At 68.3% G+C, this 17,825-nt stretch carries 17 protein-coding genes, 1 tRNA gene and 1 pseudogene; 10 read left to right on the top strand and 9 right to left on the bottom strand.

The genetic code is table 11. From position 1 onward, the window contains the following. Window positions 1–2 precede the first annotated feature (2 nt). Both I1A62_RS29635 and I1A62_RS29630 read right to left on the bottom strand, forming a co-directional pair. Window positions 3–1,004 (bottom strand): alpha/beta hydrolase family protein, encoded by a 1,002-nt coding sequence (locus I1A62_RS29635; protein ID WP_124394241.1) that lies wholly within the window; start codon window positions 1,002–1,004, stop codon window positions 3–5. 144 nt (window positions 1,005–1,148) lie between these two features. Further along, window positions 1,149–1,781, bottom strand: a complete 633-nt coding sequence (locus I1A62_RS29630) for a maleylpyruvate isomerase family mycothiol-dependent enzyme (protein WP_219455812.1) — start codon at window positions 1,779–1,781, stop codon at window positions 1,149–1,151. A gap of 94 nt (window positions 1,782–1,875) precedes the next feature. Here I1A62_RS29630 and I1A62_RS29620 point away from each other — a divergent pair. The 3 genes and pseudogenes from I1A62_RS29620 to I1A62_RS29610 all read left to right on the top strand — a co-directional run bounded on the left by I1A62_RS29620 (window position 1,876) and on the right by I1A62_RS29610 (window position 4,354). Then, a pseudogene (locus I1A62_RS29620) lies at window positions 1,876–3,173 on the top strand (TIGR03086 family metal-binding protein). A 24-nt stretch (window positions 3,174–3,197) separates the two neighbouring features. Continuing rightward, window positions 3,198–3,989 (top strand): VOC family protein, encoded by a 792-nt coding sequence (locus I1A62_RS29615; protein WP_219455809.1) that lies wholly within the window; start codon window positions 3,198–3,200, stop codon window positions 3,987–3,989. A gap of 2 nt (window positions 3,990–3,991) precedes the next feature. Continuing rightward, window positions 3,992–4,354: a TfoX/Sxy family protein gene (locus I1A62_RS29610; protein ID WP_124394237.1), complete on the top strand. Its 363-nt coding sequence runs from the start codon at window positions 3,992–3,994 to the stop codon at window positions 4,352–4,354. 40 nt (window positions 4,355–4,394) lie between these two features. Here the strand turns inward: I1A62_RS29610 and I1A62_RS29605 are convergent, their stop codons facing one another. The 4 genes from I1A62_RS29605 to I1A62_RS29590 all read right to left on the bottom strand — a co-directional run bounded on the left by I1A62_RS29605 (window position 4,395) and on the right by I1A62_RS29590 (window position 6,379). After that, window positions 4,395–5,018, bottom strand: a complete 624-nt coding sequence (locus tag I1A62_RS29605; protein ID WP_219455807.1) for an RES family NAD+ phosphorylase — start codon at window positions 5,016–5,018, stop codon at window positions 4,395–4,397. Continuing rightward, entirely contained in the window at window positions 5,015–5,539 is a 525-nt protein-coding gene (locus tag I1A62_RS29600) for a hypothetical protein (RefSeq protein WP_124394235.1), read from the bottom strand. The genes I1A62_RS29605 and I1A62_RS29600 overlap by 4 nt, the downstream gene beginning before the upstream one ends. 228 nt (window positions 5,540–5,767) lie before the next feature. Beyond that, window positions 5,768–5,854 (bottom strand) — tRNA-Ser (locus tag I1A62_RS29595). Between the two features lie 42 nt (window positions 5,855–5,896). Beyond that, window positions 5,897–6,379, bottom strand: coding sequence for a MarR family winged helix-turn-helix transcriptional regulator (locus I1A62_RS29590; RefSeq protein ID WP_087561581.1), 483 nt, complete (start codon window positions 6,377–6,379; stop codon window positions 5,897–5,899). Window positions 6,380–6,501: 122 nt separating this feature from the next. On the opposite strand from I1A62_RS29590, the gene I1A62_RS29585 reads away from it, so the two are divergent. After that, window positions 6,502–7,497: an NAD(P)H-quinone oxidoreductase gene (locus tag I1A62_RS29585; protein ID WP_219455804.1), complete on the top strand. Its 996-nt coding sequence runs from the start codon at window positions 6,502–6,504 to the stop codon at window positions 7,495–7,497. A gap of 72 nt (window positions 7,498–7,569) precedes the next feature. Here I1A62_RS29585 and I1A62_RS29580 read toward each other — a convergent pair whose 3' ends face one another. After that, on the bottom strand, window positions 7,570–8,772 hold the full coding sequence (locus I1A62_RS29580) for a cysteine desulfurase-like protein (RefSeq protein WP_012691164.1): 1,203 nt from the start codon (window positions 8,770–8,772) through the stop codon (window positions 7,570–7,572). A 132-nt stretch (window positions 8,773–8,904) separates the two neighbouring features. Here I1A62_RS29580 and I1A62_RS29575 point away from each other — a divergent pair, with 132 nt between their 5' ends. The 6 genes from I1A62_RS29575 to I1A62_RS29550 all read left to right on the top strand — a co-directional run bounded on the left by I1A62_RS29575 (window position 8,905) and on the right by I1A62_RS29550 (window position 14,417). Continuing rightward, on the top strand, window positions 8,905–9,498 hold the full coding sequence (locus I1A62_RS29575) for a bacterial proteasome activator family protein (protein WP_124394233.1): 594 nt from the start codon (window positions 8,905–8,907) through the stop codon (window positions 9,496–9,498). Window positions 9,499–9,546: 48 nt separating this feature from the next. Continuing rightward, window positions 9,547–10,419 carry an ABC transporter permease gene (locus I1A62_RS29570; protein ID WP_124394232.1) on the top strand — a complete coding sequence of 291 codons (873 nt, stop codon included), beginning with the start codon at window positions 9,547–9,549 and terminating at the stop codon, window positions 10,417–10,419. A 12-nt stretch (window positions 10,420–10,431) separates the two neighbouring features. Next, entirely contained in the window at window positions 10,432–11,328 is an 897-nt protein-coding gene (locus tag I1A62_RS29565) for an ABC transporter ATP-binding protein (RefSeq protein WP_124394231.1), read from the top strand. After that, on the top strand, window positions 11,325–12,236 hold the full coding sequence (locus I1A62_RS29560; protein WP_124394230.1) for a glycosyltransferase: 912 nt from the start codon (window positions 11,325–11,327) through the stop codon (window positions 12,234–12,236). The genes I1A62_RS29565 and I1A62_RS29560 overlap by 4 nt, the downstream gene beginning before the upstream one ends. Before the next feature lie 158 nt (window positions 12,237–12,394). Next, the gene (rsgA, locus tag I1A62_RS29555) at window positions 12,395–13,477 is read left to right on the top strand and encodes a ribosome small subunit-dependent GTPase A (protein ID WP_219455802.1); all 1,083 of its coding nucleotides are present in this window, start codon (window positions 12,395–12,397) and stop codon (window positions 13,475–13,477) included. Window positions 13,478–13,541: 64 nt separating this feature from the next. Beyond that, a complete protein-coding gene (locus I1A62_RS29550; RefSeq protein ID WP_219455800.1) occupies window positions 13,542–14,417 on the top strand; it encodes a class I SAM-dependent methyltransferase in 876 nt (291 codons plus the stop codon). On the opposite strand, the gene I1A62_RS29545 is transcribed toward I1A62_RS29550, so the two are convergent. Both I1A62_RS29545 and I1A62_RS29540 read right to left on the bottom strand, forming a co-directional pair. After that, window positions 14,389–15,912 carry a mannosyltransferase gene (locus tag I1A62_RS29545; protein ID WP_219455798.1) on the bottom strand — a complete coding sequence of 508 codons (1,524 nt, stop codon included), beginning with the start codon at window positions 15,910–15,912 and terminating at the stop codon, window positions 14,389–14,391. The two genes, I1A62_RS29550 and I1A62_RS29545, sit on opposite strands and share 29 nt — an antisense overlap. Next, complete coding sequence (locus tag I1A62_RS29540) at window positions 15,909–17,798, bottom strand: glycosyltransferase (RefSeq protein WP_087561242.1); 1,890 nt, start codon at window positions 17,796–17,798, stop codon at window positions 15,909–15,911. Before I1A62_RS29540 ends, I1A62_RS29545 begins: the two co-directional genes overlap by 4 nt. Between the last annotated feature and the right edge of the window lie 27 nt (window positions 17,799–17,825).

Genomic DNA, 17,825 nt, shown 5'->3' with positions numbered 1-17,825 from the left:
GGTCAGACGCCGAGCGCGCTCTTCAGGACCGGCCACGACGTGCGCAGTTCGTCCTGCCAGTACGGCCACGAATGCGTGCCGAAGTTGCGGTAGGTGAACGTCGCCGGGATCGCGAGCTGGGTCAGGCGCTGCTGGAACGTCTGCGTGCAGAGGTTCGCCGCCGCCTCGAGCGGGCCGCCGACCGCGATGGTCGACGCGATGTCGCCGGTGATCTCGTACGGTCCGGGAAGCCCGTTGCCGGTGGAGATGTAGATCTGCTTGCCGCGCAGCGCCTCGGCGTTCACCGACGGATCGTGCGCGGTCCAGGCGGGATCGGTGTCGGGGCCCCACATGTTGGCCGGGTTCCCGCCCTTGAACGCGACCGTGCCGCGGACCGAGTCACGCGAGCTGGGGTTCGAGTTGTCGAGGCAACCGCTGTAGGCCGCGAGTCCGCGGTAGAGCTGCGGGTGCCTGGTGACGAGGTTGGCGGCGCCCATCGCGCCCATCGACACACCCGCGACGGCGTTGACGCCGTTGCCGCTGAAGTTCTTGTCGATGATCGGCGGGAGTTCGTCGGCCAGGAACGTCTCCCACTTGTTGATTCCGAGCGTGGGGTCGGGCTGAAGCCAGTCGGTGTAGTAGCTGGCCGTGCCCCCCACCGGGAGCACCACGTTGACGTTCTTGTCGGCGAAGAACTGGACGACGTCCGTCTTCTGCGTCCACGTGCTTTCCCGGAAGTCCGACTCGGCGCCGGCGCTGACGCCGTCGAGCAGATACAGCGACGGCCGCGAGCCGCCACCGGCGGGATGCAGGACCTGGACCTGCACGACGCGGCCCATGGCGGGGGAATTGATGAAGACGGCGCTTCGGGTGTCGGTGAGCGGGACGATCTTGTCGACGCTCGCGACGCCGTGGCCCTGGGGCGCGACCGGAGCAGGCACCGGATCGGCCACAGCAGTGAACGCCGGCCCCAGGAGGGTCAGTGACACTGCCAGACCGACAGCAGCCATTGCTTCGCGACGCATAAAGTGAACCCTCTTCCCCGGACTGTGTGGACCCCGATTGCACAGTACAAAATGCGTCCGGTCAACAAGAGCTTAGAGGGTTTGTGACAGCTGTGTGCTCCACCGTGATCACGTTGTAGTCACCACGGTTCGCTCGGAGGACCGCTACTTGGACAGCGCCGACTTCAGCTTGTCCAAGCCGTCTCCGCCGAGTTCGTCGAGCGAGGCGCTGCGACCCGTCATCGCCAGCACGAGCGCCAGCATCGGGCCGGAGACCTCGGGTCCCGAGCCGGTGGTCCAGTCGGTGTCGGTGGCACGCAGCGTCAGGCCGGTGACCCGCGACTTCGACCCGATCAGCAGGTTCGAATTCTTGTAGAAGTCGGCGACCCGGACGACGGCGTCCATCGGGTACTCGTGGGTGATGCCGAGGGGCCGGCGGATGTCCTCGCCGTGGACGATCATCTCACCCAGCATGGCGTCGATCGGGCCCGGTGGGTGGGTGGAGTCGGCCATGTGCGCCCGGAACTCGTCGAGCGCCTCCGCCGGTGTTCCTTCCTCTTCGTGTGCGATGTCCTTCTCGAACATGGTGTTGATCCGAAATCCCGACCCGACGAGCTTTCCGACGAATTTCGGCGGCGTCATCTTCTCCGTCGCCGTCATGTGCGCGAACACGTCCCGCACTGTCCACCGCTCGCAGAGCGACGGCGTCGACCACTGAGTGTCGGTCAGCGGTTCGAGGTCGTCCACCAGGGCGCGGCGTTCTTGGTGAATCGTGGGCCAGGGGCTTGACGTTGTCATTTTTCACTCCCTCGTCACCAAGAATTCTCCCACCTCGCGGCGTCGGCGGCGAGACCCATTGCACAACGCGTTAGTCACGACTAACGTATTGGTTGTGCTCGATCAGTTGGAAGTCGCAGCTGAGCCCACCCGGAGACGCCTCATGCAACTGCTGACAGCAGGTGAACAGACCGTCAACAACCTCGCCGCACACTTCCCCGCGAGCCGGTCTGCGATCTCGCAACATCTCCGGGTGCTCACCGAGGCCGGGCTGGTCACCGCGCGCAAGGACGGACGCTTCAGGTATTACCGGCTCGACCCTCAGGGACTCGCACAGCTCCGCACGTTGTTCGACTCCTTCTGGATCGACGAACTCGACCGCCTCGTAGCGGATGCCACCGACGAAGCAGGATCCAAAGGAGACAGCTGATGCCATTCGACAAGACCGTCGTCGTCCCGCTGGACCCGGACGCCACGTTCGATCTCGTCACCAGACCGGACCGATTGCGGCGGTGGCAGACCGTCGCGGCCCGCGTCGATCTGCAGGCCGGCGGCGAATACCGGTGGACCGTGGTTCCCGGACACTCGGCGGCGGGCACCTTCCGGGAGGTCGTGCCCGGACAGCGGGTGGTGTTCGGGTGGGGCTGGGAAGGCGACGAAGAACTCCCACCCGGATCGTCCACCGTGACGGTCACTCTCACCCCGACCGCCGGCGGCACCGAGGTGCGCCTCGTGCACGACGGGCTGACCGCCGAACAGGCCGCCCGCCACGCGGAAGGCTGGAACCATTACCTCGACCGGCTCGTCGCCGCCGCGCAGACGAGCGACGCGGGGCCCGACGACTGGGCGGCCGCACCGGATCCACTCGACGAACTGTCCAGCGCCGAGGCGACATTGGCCGTCGTGCAGCACGTCTTGCGCGGCGTCACGGCCGACGACATGTCCCGGCAGACGCCGTGCACCGAGTTCACCGTCTCGCAGCTCGCCGATCATCTGGCCGGTTCGATCACCTCCCTCGGCGGCGCGGCGGGCGCGACGTTCGACGACGACCCCGGCAAACCCGTCGAGGCCAGAATCGCCGACCTCGCCCAGCCCGCGCTGGAGGCGTGGCGCAATCGCGGCGTCGACGGCACCGTGACGCTCGGGACGAACAGTTTCCCCGCAACCCTCGCGGCGGGGATCCTGTCGATCGAATTCCTGGTTCACGCCTGGGATTTCGCGGCAGCGACCGGCGGCGACGTGGCAGTATCGGAGCCGCTCGCCGAATACGTGCTGGCGTTGGCACACAAGATCATCTCGCCCGAAGGCAGGAAAACAGTCGGGTTCGACGACCCCGTACCCACCCCGCACACCAGCGACGCGGTGACCCGGCTCATCGCCTACACCGGCCGCCACCCCGTCCCGGCGGCCTGACACCTCACACGGAAAGGTCCAGTCATGCCCAACAAGTCGGAATACGCCCAGGGAACACCGAGCTGGGTAGACCTCCAAACCAGCGATCAGGACGCCGCCAAGAAGTTCTATTCGGAACTGCTCGGCTGGGAATACGACGACCGGCCGATGCCCGAGGGCCCCGTCTACTCGATGGCCACGGTGCGCGGCGAGAACGTCGCCGCCATCGCGCCACTGCCGCCCGACGCCGCGAAGGCGGGGGCGCCTGCGAACTGGAACACCTACATCGCGGTCGACGACGTCGACGCGACGGTCGCGAAGGTACCCGGCGCCGGCGGCCAGGTGCTGATGCCGGCGTTCGACATCTCGGACGCAGGCCGCATGTCCTTCGTCACCGACCCCACCGGAGCGGCCGTCGGATTGTGGCAGGCGAACAGGCACATCGGGGCCTCGCTCGTCGGCGACCCGGGCGCGTGCCTGTGGAACGAACTGAACACCGCCGACGTCGACAAGGCGCTCGCGTTCTACAACACCGTCTTCGGGATCACGTCGTCGACGATGTCGATGGGACCGGAATACACGTACCACCTGCTGGAGGTGGGCGAGGATCAGGTCGGGGGCTGCGGTCAGCCGATGACGCCCGGCACCCCCAATCACTGGCGGGTGTACTTCGCCGTCGAGAACGTCGACGCGAGCGCCGCCAAGGTCGTCGAACTCGGCGGCACGATCGTCGAAGAAGCGATGGACATTCCCACCGTCGGCCGCATGGCGGGTGTCGCCGACCCGCAGGGCGCGACGTTCAGCATCATGACGCCCGAGGAACGTCAGGATCAGTAACCGTGAAGATGCCCAAACCCTCCGAGGAGGACAAGCAGTTCTTCCGCTCGCTGATCCCCGACACCCCCGGCGTCGAGGTGAAACCGATGTTCGGCAACCTGGGCGCGTTCGTGAACGGCAACATGTTCGCCGGGCTGCTCGGACCGAGCGTCGGGGTGCGGCTCCTGAACGAGCAGGCGAAAGCTGAACTGGCGTCCACCGACGGCGTCGGCGGATTCGGACCGGGTGAGAAGCCGATGCGCGAATACCTGGCCATCCCCGACCGGTGGCGGGACACCCCGGACCTCGCCACGCCGTGGATCGAACGCGCGCTCGCCGAGATCGCCGAACTGCCGCCGAAGCAACCGAAACCGCGGAAGAAGTAGGAAACGACAGCAGCCCTGGTGGTGTGGCCGTGGAGCCGGATCAGCTCGTCGGCGGCGAGATAATGCGCACCGACCGCGGCGGGCGGGCGACGGTGAGGCCGTGCCGGCGAGCGGCCACCGCGAGCGGCTCGGGACTCGGGTCGGTCGGCCAGTCCGCCTCACCCGCCTCCCCGAACAGCGCCACTGCGTTGGCGCTCGGGCCGGTGGTGAAGCGGGTCTGGTACCGCAGGCCGGTGAAGCTGACGGCCTCGAACGCGGCGGCCCATTCCTGCGGCACCGAGTAGGGGGTCATGGACGACAATTCTCGGGTCAAACCGAGATCCGCGGCCGCGTCCGCGCAGGTGTCGGCCATGCGGTGTGCGTGAGGCACGACCAGGGTCGACAGCTGGCGTACTGCGGCGAAGTCCTCGCTGATGATCCCCGTCGTCGCCAGCGCCGCCCCGACGGTCTCCCGGATCGCGGTGAGCTCGTCGAGCGCGAGGTAGCAGGTGCCCCGTGGCGGTGTCAGATCGAACCGGCCGCCGCCGGAGGAGGAGGAGAACCACCACGGACCGTTCCCCTTGTTGTGTCCGCGGTGCAGCGCCTGCGCCGCGGTGAGCTCGCAACCGGGGAAATGCTGCAGCGGACGGGCCGGAGGGCGGAGGGCAACGGAGTCTCGTATCACGCGGCCCACCGCTCCGCGTCGGCCCGGGCCAGCGCTAGCGGCTCCTCGACAGAGCGGCCGGTGGTGACCCAGTCGACCGCAGTGCGGTCGCCGAGTTCGGGCTGCGGGCTGCGCAGCCAGACCGCGCAGGTCCACGGGTCGGCGGCTGTGCGCAGAGCCTTCCACAGGGCGATCAGGTGCGGATGCACCGTTCTCGCGTCCGTGAACTGCCACGTCGGGTAGACCCACTGGCCGTCGTCGAGCCGGCAGGCGATCACGGTGCCTGCGGCGACAGCCTTGTTGACCGCCTGGCGGCTGATGCCCCACCACCGGGTCAGGCCGCCGGTGTCGTAGAACGGGCCCACCAGCAGGTCGTAGACGTGGGTGGTGGGCAGTGCCGCGGCCATCGACGCGGCGATCGATTCGACGTCGTCGAAGACCTCGGCGGGGACGCCGGCCGCGCGCGCGTTGGTGAAAGTCTCGTGGACGCGGCGGGTGAGAAGGGCCATGAGCTTGCGTTCCTGCTCGACCAGGGTGTCCATATGGGCCCTCCCATCGGGTCAACTGCGTCAACCCAAGTGTGCTCAGATCCGACAACCACGTCAACGCGATAGGGCTCGTTGCTCCAGTCCCGTTCAATGTTCGATCAGGCTCGATCCGCGGCACGTGTGGGCAAAACGTGGGCACGGGCCGGCTGACCCTCACCGGTCACCGCAACGAAAAAGGCTCCGACCTGGCATCCATCACCAGATCAGAGCCTTTTCACTCTGCGGAAGCGGAGGGATTTGAACCCCCGGTGGGTTTAACGCCACGCTCGCTTTCAAGGCGAGTGCATTCGGCCGCTCTGCCACGCTTCCGTGGGCGATCTTATCGGTACGGAGGCGGCATCGGGCAACCGGTCAGCGGTCGCCGATGGCCTTGTCGACGCGTTCGAACACCTCGGCGAGAACCTTGAGCTGAGACTTGGTGAGCAGATCGACGAGGTTGCTGCGCACCCCGGCCACATGGGTGGGGGCCGCGTCGGCGAGCCGGGCGCGACCTTCGTCGGTGATGACGGCGAGCACCCCGCGGCCGTCCTCGAGGCAGGTGTCGCGGGTGACCATGCCCTGCGCTTCCATCCGCCGGATCTGGTGGGTGAGGCGGCTGCGGGAGGAGAGGACGCCGTCCGCGAGGTCGCTCATGCGCAGCGAACCGTCCGGCGACTCGGACAGCAGCACCAGAATCCGGTAGTCCGCGAGGGAGAGGTCGTGTTTCTCCTGCAGATCCCGGTTGAGGACGTCCATCAGCCGCTGGTTGCCGTCCATGTATCCGCGCCAGGCGCGCATCTCGGCCGCCGTCAACCAGTTGGTCGCGGCTTCGGCGTCGGAAGTTTCTGCTGTCACAGGTTCACATTCTAGTAGTCCGACATTACTTTCCAGTAGCGTGCGGTGGCGGAAGAGTCCGAGCGGTCGCTTGGACCGGTCGCGGGCACCGGACGCGGGTGCGTTTCGCTAGCGTCGTTCCCATGTATGCGATCACGATCGATAAGCCGGGCGGCCCCGAAGTCATGACGTGGGCCGAGCAGCCGGACCCGCAACTTCCCCCCGGTCACGTTCTCCTCGACGTCGCCGCGACGGCCGTCAACCGCGCCGACCTGTTGCAGCGTCAGGGGTTCTATCCACCGCCGCCCGGGGCCAGCGACATCCTCGGGCTCGAATGCTCCGGCACGATCGCCGAACTCGGCGAGGGAGTGTCCGGCTGGTCCGTCGGTGACCAGGTGTGTGCGCTGCTGGCCGGCGGCGGCTACGCGGAGAAGGTGGCCGTCCCCGCGTCGCAGCTTCTGCCGCTGCCCGAGGGCGTCGATCTGCTCGTCGCGGCGTCGCTGCCGGAGGTCGCGTGCACGGTGTGGGCGAACGTCGTGATGGGCGCCGGACTGTCCCGCGGCGACGTGCTGCTGGTGCACGGCGGTGGCGGCGGCATCGGCACCCACGCCATCCAGGTGGGCGTCGCGCTGGGAGCCCGCGTGGCCGTCACCGCCGGATCCGAGGAGAAACTGGCGCGCTGCCGCGAACTCGGCGCCGACATCCTCGTCAACTATCGGGAAGCCGATTTCGTCGACGAGATCCGCAAGGCGACGGACGGACACGGCGCCGACGTGATCCTCGACAACATGGGCGGCGCCTACCTGGACCGCAATGTCGACGCGCTCGCCGCCGACGGCCGGCTCGTCGTCATCGGCATGCAGGGCGGCCGCAAGGGCGAACTGGACCTGGGCAAGGTGCTGGCCAAACGCGCCCACGTGACGGCCGCCGGACTGCGGGGGCGCCCCGAGTCGGGTCGCGAGGGCAAGGCCGACATCGTCGCCGACGTCCGCAAGCGGCTGTGGCCGCTGATCGCGGAGGGCGCGGTGCATCCCATCGTCTCGGCGGAACTGCCGATCACCGAGGCGCCGCGCGGACACGAGCTGCTCGACTCCGCCGACACCGTCGGCAAGGTGATCCTGACGATCCCGCGGAACTGACGCTTCGCCCGGTGTGACATTCGCCGTCCCCCTCCGGTGCAACGAATGTCACACCGGGCCTGTCGGCTGTGTTCAGCCGAGGGTGGCGAGCTCGTTGACGAGCTGGTCGATCTCATAGCGGGTGGTGTACGGCGCGAGACCGATGGTGACGGCGCCGCCCTCGTCGTTGACACCCAGGGCGTCGAGCAGCCGGGAGCCGCCGTGGACGCCGCTGACGGTGGCGATGCGCTTGTCGGCGAGGTGCGACGCGACCTTGTCGGCCGAGACTCCGGCGACGGTGAAGCTGAGCGTCGGGACCCGGCTCGGCGACCGGCCGATGACCATGACCTGCGGTAGCCGCTTCAGCGAGGACATGAGGTGGTCGAACAGGGTGTCCTGGTAGTTCTGCAGCGAGCTGATGGATGCCTCGAGCTTCTCGCGCCGGGAACCGGTGGCCGACTCGTCGAGGTTCGCGAGGAAGTCGATCGACGTGGTGAGGCCTGCGAGGAGCGCGAACTGGTGCACCCCGACCTCGAGACGTTCGACACCCCGCGCATACGGGTTGAGCGACACGGCCGGGATGCGGTCGAGGAGCGACGGGTCGCGGAAGACGAGTGCCCCGACCTGCGGTCCGCCCCAGGAGGTGGCACCGACGGCGACGACGTCCGCTCCGAGTTCGTTGATGTCGACGTGCGCGTAGGGGGCGGCGCCGATCGCGTCGACGACCATCAGTCCGCCGACTTCGTGGACGCGGTCCGATGCGACGCGGACGTCGGGCGCCGAGCCGACGATCGGGGAGGCGGCGGTGAGTGCGACCAGGCGCGTCGTGGTGGTGATGAGGTCCTGGAACTGCCAGCTGGGGAGTTCGCAGGTTTCGATCTCGACCTCCGCCCACCGCACCTGGGCGCCGTAGCGGCTGGCGACGCGCAACCAGGGGGCCACGTTCGCTTCCTCGTCGAGGCGAGAGAGCACGAGCCCGGTTCCGAGACCGAGTCGCGTGCTCAGCGACTCCGCCAGCCAGGCCAGGAGAACGGATCGGTCGGGTCCGAGTACGACCCCGGCGGGATCGCCTCCGACCAGGTCGGCGACGGCTGCTCGGGCCGCATCGAGAACCGCCGCACTGCGCCGGCTGGACACGTGTCGTCCGGTCGACGAAGAGGCAGAAGCCCGGAAGGCCGTGGAGACAGTGCGCGACACCGCGTCCGGAATCTGCATGCCGGCCTGCGGATCGAGATGGATCCAACCGTCGCCGAGTGAGGGGATGAGTCCCCGAACGCGGGCAACGTCGTAAGCCATGCCCGACACTCTAAGACCCCAAGTCAATACGGTCGAAGCCAGCCATCGATTGTTGCCAGATGCAACAAAGATGGAAAGGGCCAAATCGGACGCACTTTCGCACTGCCGCGCAGGAACAGCCAAGATGGAGGCATGACGAACTCGGAGAATGAACACGTAGTCGTGATCGGCCCCGACGGTCAGCCCATGGCGATTCCCGTCGCCGAGGCGGCGAGCAAGCCCGAGGGCTCCGACGCCGCGGGAGCCGCCGCAGCCGAGAACGGGAACGGCACCGAGTCGATCGCCGACATGGTGGAGCAGCCGGCCAAGGTCATGCGCATCGGAACGATGATCAAGCAGCTCCTCGAAGAGGTGCGCGCAGCACCGCTCGACGACGCCAGCCGCAACCGGTTGAAGGAGATCCACAAGTCGTCGATCCGCGAACTCGAGCAGGGCCTGGCCCCCGAACTGCGCGACGAACTCGAACGCCTCACGCTGCCCTTCACCGACGACACCGTCCCCACCGACGCCGAACTCCGCATCGCGCAGGCACAGCTGGTGGGGTGGCTGGAAGGACTGTTCCACGGCATCCAGACGGCCCTGTTCGCCCAGCAGATGGCGGCCCGCTCCCAGCTGGAGCAGATGCGTCAGGGAGCCCTGCCTCCGGGCATCAGCATGGGCAACCCGCACGGGCCGCACAACAACGATCCGGGGTCGCAGTCGAGCGGTACCGGCCAGTACCTGTAGCAACGGGCGAAACAGCATGGAACTCGACTCCCGGTAGGCTCGGTGCCCGTGTCAGCATCCGCTATCGAAACCGAGGCCGCAGGCGGCCCGCTCCCGGCGTCCGATTCGCAGACCTTCCGTCGCGCGTTCAAGGACCTCAGGGACGGCTTCGCTCAGCGCGAGCTGTGGCTGAGCCTCGGCTGGCAGGACATCAAGCAGCGCTACCGCCGGTCGGTGATCGGCCCGTTCTGGATCACCATCGCCACCGGCGTGCAGGCCGCGGCGATGGGCATCCTCTACTCGGCCCTGCTGGACATCCCGCTGGACGAGTTCCTGCCGTACGTCACTGTGGGTCTGATCGTCTGGAACCTGATCAGCGCGAGCATCCTCGAGGGGTCCGAGGTGTTCATCGCCAACGAGGGACTGATCAAGCAGCTGCCGTCGGCGCTGAGCGTCCACGTGTACCGGCTGGTGTGGCGGCAACTGCTGCTGTTCGCGCACAACCTCGTCATCTACGTGATCATGCTGTTCGCGTTCGGGGTGTGGCGGCACCTGACCTGGACGTCGCTGGCCGCGATCCCGGCGATCGCGCTGATCGTCGTCAACGCGGCGTGGGTGTCGATCATGTTCGGCATCTTCTCCACCCGCTACCGGGACATCGCGCCGATCCTCGGCAGCATGACGCTGCTGCTGTTCGTGCTGACACCGATCATGTGGACCACACAGAGCCTCGAGGCGCAGGGCGGTCAGGCCGCCGAGCGCGTCAAGCTCGCCGAGCTGAACCCGCTGTTCCACTACCTCGACATCGTGCGCGCGCCGATGATCGGGCAGGACCAGCAGGCGTACCACTGGTACATCGTGCTGGCCATCACCGTCGTCGGGTGGACCGCCGCCATCCTCGCGCTTCGCAAGTACCGGGCCCGAGTGCCCTACTGGGTTTAGGGGTCTGAAGACATGACAGAACATGTGAGTATCGAGACGCGGGACGCTTGTGTCGACTTTCCGATCTTCGACGCCAAGTCGCGGTCGCTGAAGAAGGCGTTCCTCGGCAAGGCCGGCGGATCCATCGGTCGCAACAACTCGGACGTCGTGGTGGTCGAGGCCCTGCGCGACATCAACCTGTCGCTGAAGGAAGGCGACCGGATCGGTCTGGTCGGCCACAACGGTGCCGGCAAGTCGACGCTGCTGCGGTTGCTGTCCGGCATCTACGAGCCCACCCGCGGCAGCGCGAGCATCCGCGGCCGCGTGGCCCCGGTCTTCGACCTCGGTGTGGGCATGGACCCCGAGATCTCGGGCTACGAGAACATCATCATCCGCGGGCTGTTCCTCGGGCAGACCCGTAAGCAGATGCTCGCGAAGATGGACGAGATCGCCGACTTCACCGAGCTGGGCGAGTACCTGTCGATGCCGCTGCGCACGTATTCCACCGGCATGCGGGTGCGTGTCGCGATGGGCGTGGTCACCAGCATCGACCCGGAGATCCTGCTGCTCGACGAGGGCATCGGCGCCGTCGACGCGGAGTTCATGAAGAAGGCGCGCGTGCGGCTGCAGGCGCTGGTGGAGCGGTCCGGAATCCTGGTGTTCGCCAGCCACTCCAACGAGTTCCTCGCCCAGCTGTGCGACCGGGCCATGTGGATCGACCACGGTCAGATCCGGCAGGAGGGCGGCATCGAGGACGTCGTCCGCGCGTACGAGGGCGACGACGCCGCCGACCACGTCCGCCACGTGATCTACGAGATGGACCGGGAGAAGTCCGGGCTGACCCGCGCGGCCGAACGGGACGCCCGTAGCGTCGGATCGAACGAGCGTCCCGTTCGCACGGCCGCGGAAGCCGAGGCGGAGTCCGCGTGAGCGCTGCTGCCGAGCGGATCGTCGGCGTCGTCGTCACCCACAAACGCCGTGAACTGCTGGCGGAGTCGCTGAAGGTCCTCGGCTCGCAGACGCGTCCGCTGGACCATCTGGTGGTCGTGGACAACGCCGCCGAGGACGACGTGCGCGCACTCGTCGAATCGGCCGGGATCCCCACCAGCTACCTCGGGTCGCAGCACAATCTGGGCGGGGCGGGCGGCTTCGCCCTGGGGATTCTGTACGCCCTCTCGCTCGGCGCCGACTGGGTGTGGCTCGCCGACGACGACGGCAGGCCCGAGGGGCCGAAAGTCCTGGAGACGCTGCTCGACTGCGCCCAGCGGCACGGGCTCGCCGAAGTCTCCCCCGTGGTCTGCGACATCGACGACCCCGACCGTCTCGCGTTCCCGCTGCGCCGCGGCGTCGAGTGGCGTCGGCTGCGGTCCGAACTGTTCACCGACGGCGACGACTCGGCCGACCTGCTGCCGGGCATCGCGTCGCTGTTCAACGGCGCCCTGTTCCGGGCGTCGGCGATCGACACGGTCGGCGTCCCCGACCTGCGTCTGTTCGTCCGCGGCGACGAGGTGGAGGTGCACCGGCGGCTGGTGCGGTCGGGGCTGCCGTTCGGCACGTGCCTGCAGACGGCGTACGTGCACCCGAACGGCGCGGAGGAGTTCAAACCGATCCTCGGCGGCCGGATGCACACCCAGTACCCGGACAACGAGACGAAACGCTTCTTCACCTACCGCAACCGCGGCTATCTGCTGTCCCAGCCGGGCATGCGGAAGCTGCTGCCGCAGGAATGGGTGCGGTTCGGGTGGTACTTCCTCGTCACGCGGCGTGATCCGCAGGGTCTGCGGGAGTGGATGCGGCTGCGCAAGCTGGGCCGTCAGGAGCGGTTCGAGCGGCCGTGAATTCGGTTGCGCCCGGGTTCCGCCGGGTGGGAGCATCGTGGGGTTCCGGTCGAAAGATTCTGATGTGCTGCGAAGGAGTGAGTGTCCGATGACTGTCTCGTCGGTCGACGCCGCGTGCGTCCACTCCCCCTTCCCCCTCGCCTGACCGAACCCGCGCAGTGGTCCGGTCGGCGCTCATCGACCCGAGGATCACACCCACCATGTTCGATTCTGGACACCTCCTGCCCTACGGCTGGAACGACACTCTTTCCGACACCTTCGACAGTTACCCCGACGACGGCCGCGAGCCCGGCCGGGTGATCCGCGTGGACCGCGGTCGCTGCGACGTCGCCGCGCCCGCCGGCGTCGTCCGCGCCCTCGCCGGTGAGCACACCCTGTGCACCGGCGACTGGGTGACACTCCACCGGCACGGCGACGACATCGCCGTCGCCGACCTGTTCCCCCGGCGCAGCGCGATCGTCCGGTCGTCGGCGTCCGGCCGGTCCGAGGGGCAACTCCTCGCGGCCAACGTCGACACGGTGGTGATCGCCGCCGCACTGGACACCGCCCTCGATCTCGGGCGCATCGAACGACTGCTCGCACTGTCGTGGGAGAGCGGCGCGCAGCCGGTGGTCGCCCTCACCAAATCCGATACCGTGCACGACGTTTCCCTCGCGACCGCCGAAGTGGCGGCGGTGGCTCCGGGCGCGACCGTGGTCGCGGTGAGCGCCGATACCGGCGACGGCATCGACATCCTCACCGCAGTGATCGACGGGACCGTCGCCCTCATCGGACCGTCGGGCGCGGGCAAGTCGACGCTCGCGAACGCGCTGCTCGGCGAGGACGTGCTCGCCACCGGACGCGTCCGCGAGGGCGACAACAAGGGACGGCACACGACGGCACACCGGGAACTTCTGCCGCTGCCGTCCGGCGGCGCCCTGATCGACACGCCGGGCCTGCGGGGCGTCGGCATGTGGGACGCGGCCGACGGCATCGACAAGACGTTCCCCGAGATCGAGGAACTCGCGGCGCAGTGCCGGTTCGCGGACTGCTCGCACGAAGCCGAACCCGGGTGCGCGGTCCAGGGCGCGGTGGCGGGCGGCGAACTACCCGAACGCAGACTCACCAGCTACCGCAAGCTGATTCGCGAGAACGGGTGGATCGCGTCCCGCACCGACGCACGGCTGCGGGCCGAGCGGGAGCGCGAGTGGAAGACCATCGCCCGTTGGCAACGCCAGATGTACCGCAGTCGCGGTCACTGACCGAGCGTCCGCCCCGCATCCCGGTTCACTCCCTGAGCCGGGATGCGGGTGGCAACATGGAGATATGTTCGACCTTCGGAGAAAGGCCCGTCTCAAGTTTCAACGTGCCATGTCCGAGGTTGTCGCCGAGTCCGACCGGCGGTCCCGCGAGCTCACCGAGAACCAGCACGACCAGACCCTCGCCGAGCTGAGCGCGACCAACCAGGAACTGGCCAGGGTGCTGTCCGAGCTGTCCGATGCCCGCATGGAGATCTCCGACGTCCAGCAGCGGCTCGGCGAGCTCGAGCAGCAGGCCCGCCGCGACATCACCCAGGCGCTGGACGTGCGGGCCACGAAGGAGGCCGCGGAGTTCGTGCTCGAGCACATGCCGAAGGCGCCCGTGTTCTGGAACCCGCAGGACACGTTGCGCTACGGACTGTCGCAGGTGGAGGTCGAGGGACTGGCCCTCGAATTCGGGGTGGCGTCGGGCACGACGCTCCGGATCATCGTCGAAGAGTTGAAGGACGCCGAGCACGAGGTGTTCGGGTTCGACGTGTTCTCCGGGTTGCCGCAGACGTGGCGCACCGGGTTCCCGGCCGGGGAGTTCGCGCAGGAGAAACTGCCCAAGGTGCGGGGTGCGGAGTTGGTGCCCGGACTGTTCGAGGACACGCTGTCGGGCTTCCTCGAGAAGCACCCCGGACCGGTGTCGTTCGTGCATCTCGACGCCGACCTGTACTCGTCGACGAAGTCGGTGCTCGACCGGCTCGAACAACGGCTCGTCGCGGGCACGGTGATCGTGTTCGACGAGTTCTTCAACTTCCCCGGCTGGCAGGCGCACGAGTACCGGGCGTGGACGGAGTTCGTCGACCGCACCGACGTCGGATTCGAGTACCTCAGCTACACCGCCAACCACGAGCAGGTGGTCGTGCGGATCACCGCACCAGCTTCACCGCCTGGGTGACGTTGAACGTCGCGCGGTCGTCGATCCGCAATCCGGACCTAGTGAGCGCGGCGAACGCCTCGGTGTCCTCGAAGTGGTACGGCGGCAGCCTCCACACCTCGTTGGACGTGTGCCGGATGATGCGCTCGCTGTCGCGTTCGTAGTCGGTGAAGAACCAGACCACGGAGCAGGAGTCGAGCGCGCCGGCGAGGTCCGGGACGGCGAGTTCGTCGTCCCACAGCGACCCCCGGCTCGCGGCGGTGGTCCCGAGCCCGATGTCGCGGGTCCCGTCGAACGCCTCCGGCCGCACGTCCTTGACGAGCCGCAGCGACGTGGGGTTCCACGCCGGTTTGTCGAACAGCACGCAGTCACCGGGCCGGAGGTGCTGCCCGGCGAAGACGTTGACGGTGCTGAAGTCCATGCCGCTGGGTTTCGCCCACTGCTCGCGCTGGGCGACGTACCCCGGCGACGCGGCGACCGCGAACACGGCCAGCACCGCGGCGGCCTGCCACCATCTCCGGGTCAGCGCGGCCAGGCAGAGTCCGCCGATCAGCGCCACCGCCGGCGTCGTGAACGTGAAGTACCGCGGGAGGTACACCGGGCTGCGCAGCAGCGAATAGGCGAGCAGCAGCGCCATCGGCACCGCGACCCACGGCAGCGCGACGGACAGCACCGGGGGCAGCCGGCGACCGCGCACCAGGGCCGCCGCCCCGGCCGCCACCAGCACGGCGAACAGCACCGCGAACCACGGCGCGCCGACGAACCACTGGTACTCGGCCACGGCCCGCGGCAGGTGGCCGTCGAGCGGCGGGATCCACGCGACCTGGACCGCTTCTCGGCGCACCAGCGCCACGAACGGCGCCGCGACCGCCATCCCCACCGCCACAGCCGACGCCCATCCGAGCCAGGACCGCCGGGCCGCGCGCAGCAGCAGGAGCGTCAGCAGGTGCGCGGGCACCAGCGTGAGGAGGTAGACGAACAACACGATCGACACGGCCAGGCCCGCGGCGTACAGCGCCCACAGCCACCACCGCCGGAGTCTCAGTGCGGCAAGGAGAATCACGGTCAGCCAGACCGCGGCCGCCGCCGTGGCCGCGTACCCGCGGGCCTCCGCGGCCGCCCACGTGACGCTGGGCAGGATCACGAACAGGAGCCCCGACAGCACCGCCACCCGCCGGGTCGAGATCAGCGCACCGAGCACCACCACACCCGCGCCCGCGGCGCCCACGGCCAGGGCGCTCGGGAACCGCGCCGAGAACTCCGAAGCCCCGAACACCGCGAACCAGTACCGCATCGCGACGTAGTACAGGCCGTGCACGGCGTCGATGTGGCCGAGCAGGTTCGACAGGTCCGCCCGGGATCGCTGACTCGAATACAGCGTCGCGACCTCGTCGTACCAGAACGACGGACGCCAACTCCACGCCGCACCGAGCAGCACACCGACAGCGAAGACGAGCAGCGAATCCCGCGACAGCCCACGCACATCGCGGGCCGGCGACGGTCCGGGCAACGTCACTGACCGTACAGGCGAGCCCAGTTCTCCCGGCTGGTGAGCTGCGGCAACGCGTCCCGGTACTGACGCTGCGTCGACGCCGCATCCTCGCGGAACCGTTTCATCAGCTTCGCGGTCCGGGCCGTGAGTTCACGCGCGGTCTCCTTGTCGCGGCGGCGCACCCGCACCCCGGACTGGGAGGCGTCGGTGATGACGGCGGTGTCGAACAGCGACACGTGCCACCAGTGCGCCTCGGCCACAGGGATACTCGCGACACCGTGCTGGGTGCGGCCGAGCCACTGGTACGCCGCACGCTTGGCGAGGACGAGGTCGATCTTGCTCTTGTCCGGCTCGAAACCGGCGTACCGGGTGACGAGGTCGGAGTTGCGGACACCGGGAATGTTCGTCGCGGGATGCTTGACGGTCTCAGGGAACCGCTTGCGCTCCTCCCGGATCGCCGCCAGCACGGCCTGACCGCCGTCCTCGAGGACCTTCGGACCCTCGAGGAAGTCCTCGATGCCGCGAATCATGGTGTACGCCAACCCGTACTGCATCGACACGAGGTACTGGGTGATCTCCCGCGTCATCATCTTGCTCAGCGACTTGGCGTCGAAGTCGCTGTGCAGCGCGGCGGCGATCAGCGAGTTGCGGATGCTGAAGTATTTGGCCCAGTCGTCGCGGTCCTTCCAGTGGAAGTCCGCGTGCCACACACCGGCATTGGGCAGCGTGACCGTGACGAATCCGGCCGCGCGGGCGCGGATACCGTACTCGATGTCGTCCCACTGGAAGAACATCGGCAGCGGGAGCCCGATCTGCGCGACCACCTCGGCGGGGATCAGGCACGACCACCACGCGTTGTAGCCGGCGTCGACGCGCTTGTGCTGCTTCTTCTTCAGCAAGTTGATGTCGTGCCGCGACCCGGCCGCCCAGCGGCCCGCCTTCAGCTTCGACAGGTCCGCTTCCTCCGCGCTGACGTGCAAGTGCTCCGGGTTCATCAGGTACAGCATCTGCGCGCCGACGAGCGTCGGCTCGGTGGTGACGTTGGCGAACGCGTTCATCCGCAGGATCGACTCCGGCTCGCACAAGATGTCGTCGTCCATCAGGATCAGGTTGGCGTGCTCGTTGATGCCCGACACCTCGTACATGCCGCGGGTGAAGCCGCCGGCCCCGCCGAGGTTCGGCTGCCGCAGGTAGACGAGCTTGTCGCCCAGGATCTCGGCGACCTCGGTGAACTTCTCCCGGTCCGACACGTGGTCGCTGCCCTGGTCGACGACGTACACGGCGTCGATGCCGGACGCCATCGTCGGGTCGTTCGCGATGGCGGCGACGGTCTCGGCGCAGTCGTCGGCGCGGTTGAACGTGCAGATCGCGATCGCGGCGGGACGGATCACCGACGGCGCGGCGACGGTCCACTCCAGTTCACTCACGGCGAGGGCGCCGTCGACGGCGGTGAACTCCACCCACAGGGAGCCGCCGTCGAGGTAGGCGTCGAGCTTCGCGGACAGAGTCGCCGTGCCCGTGCCGTCGATCTCCGTCGTCGACAGGATGCGGGAGTTGCCGCCCGAATCGGAGCCGCGCAGCGCCACCACGGCGCGGCCGTCGGCCTCGTGGCGGAAACCGACGGTCACGTCGGTGACCGTGGTCCAGCGCTGGTAGTAGCTGGCCGCGAACCGGCCGAAGTAGGTGTCGGTGTCGACCGTCGCACCCTTCTCGAGGTGCACGACGTGCCGCTCGCGGTGGGCGCGCCCCTTGACGATCCTGGCGTACAGGTCGTCCTTCACCCGGGTGGTCGGTCCCGTGAACAGACCTCGCGCCACCACCAGGCGGTCGGGTGCGCGATGCTCGGTGAGAGCACTCCGGACCGCGGCCGTGCTCCCGTCCACAGGTGCTACCGACGCAGACTCGTTCATAGTGCTCCTACTGTTCCCCGCGAGAGG

This window comes from Rhodococcus sp. USK10, from assembly GCF_019378875.1.
Taxonomy (GTDB): domain Bacteria; phylum Actinomycetota; class Actinomycetes; order Mycobacteriales; family Mycobacteriaceae; genus Rhodococcus_F; species Rhodococcus_F pseudokoreensis.
Note: the sequence above shows the minus strand (reverse complement) of the source record. Positions and strands in the feature narration are given on the sequence as shown.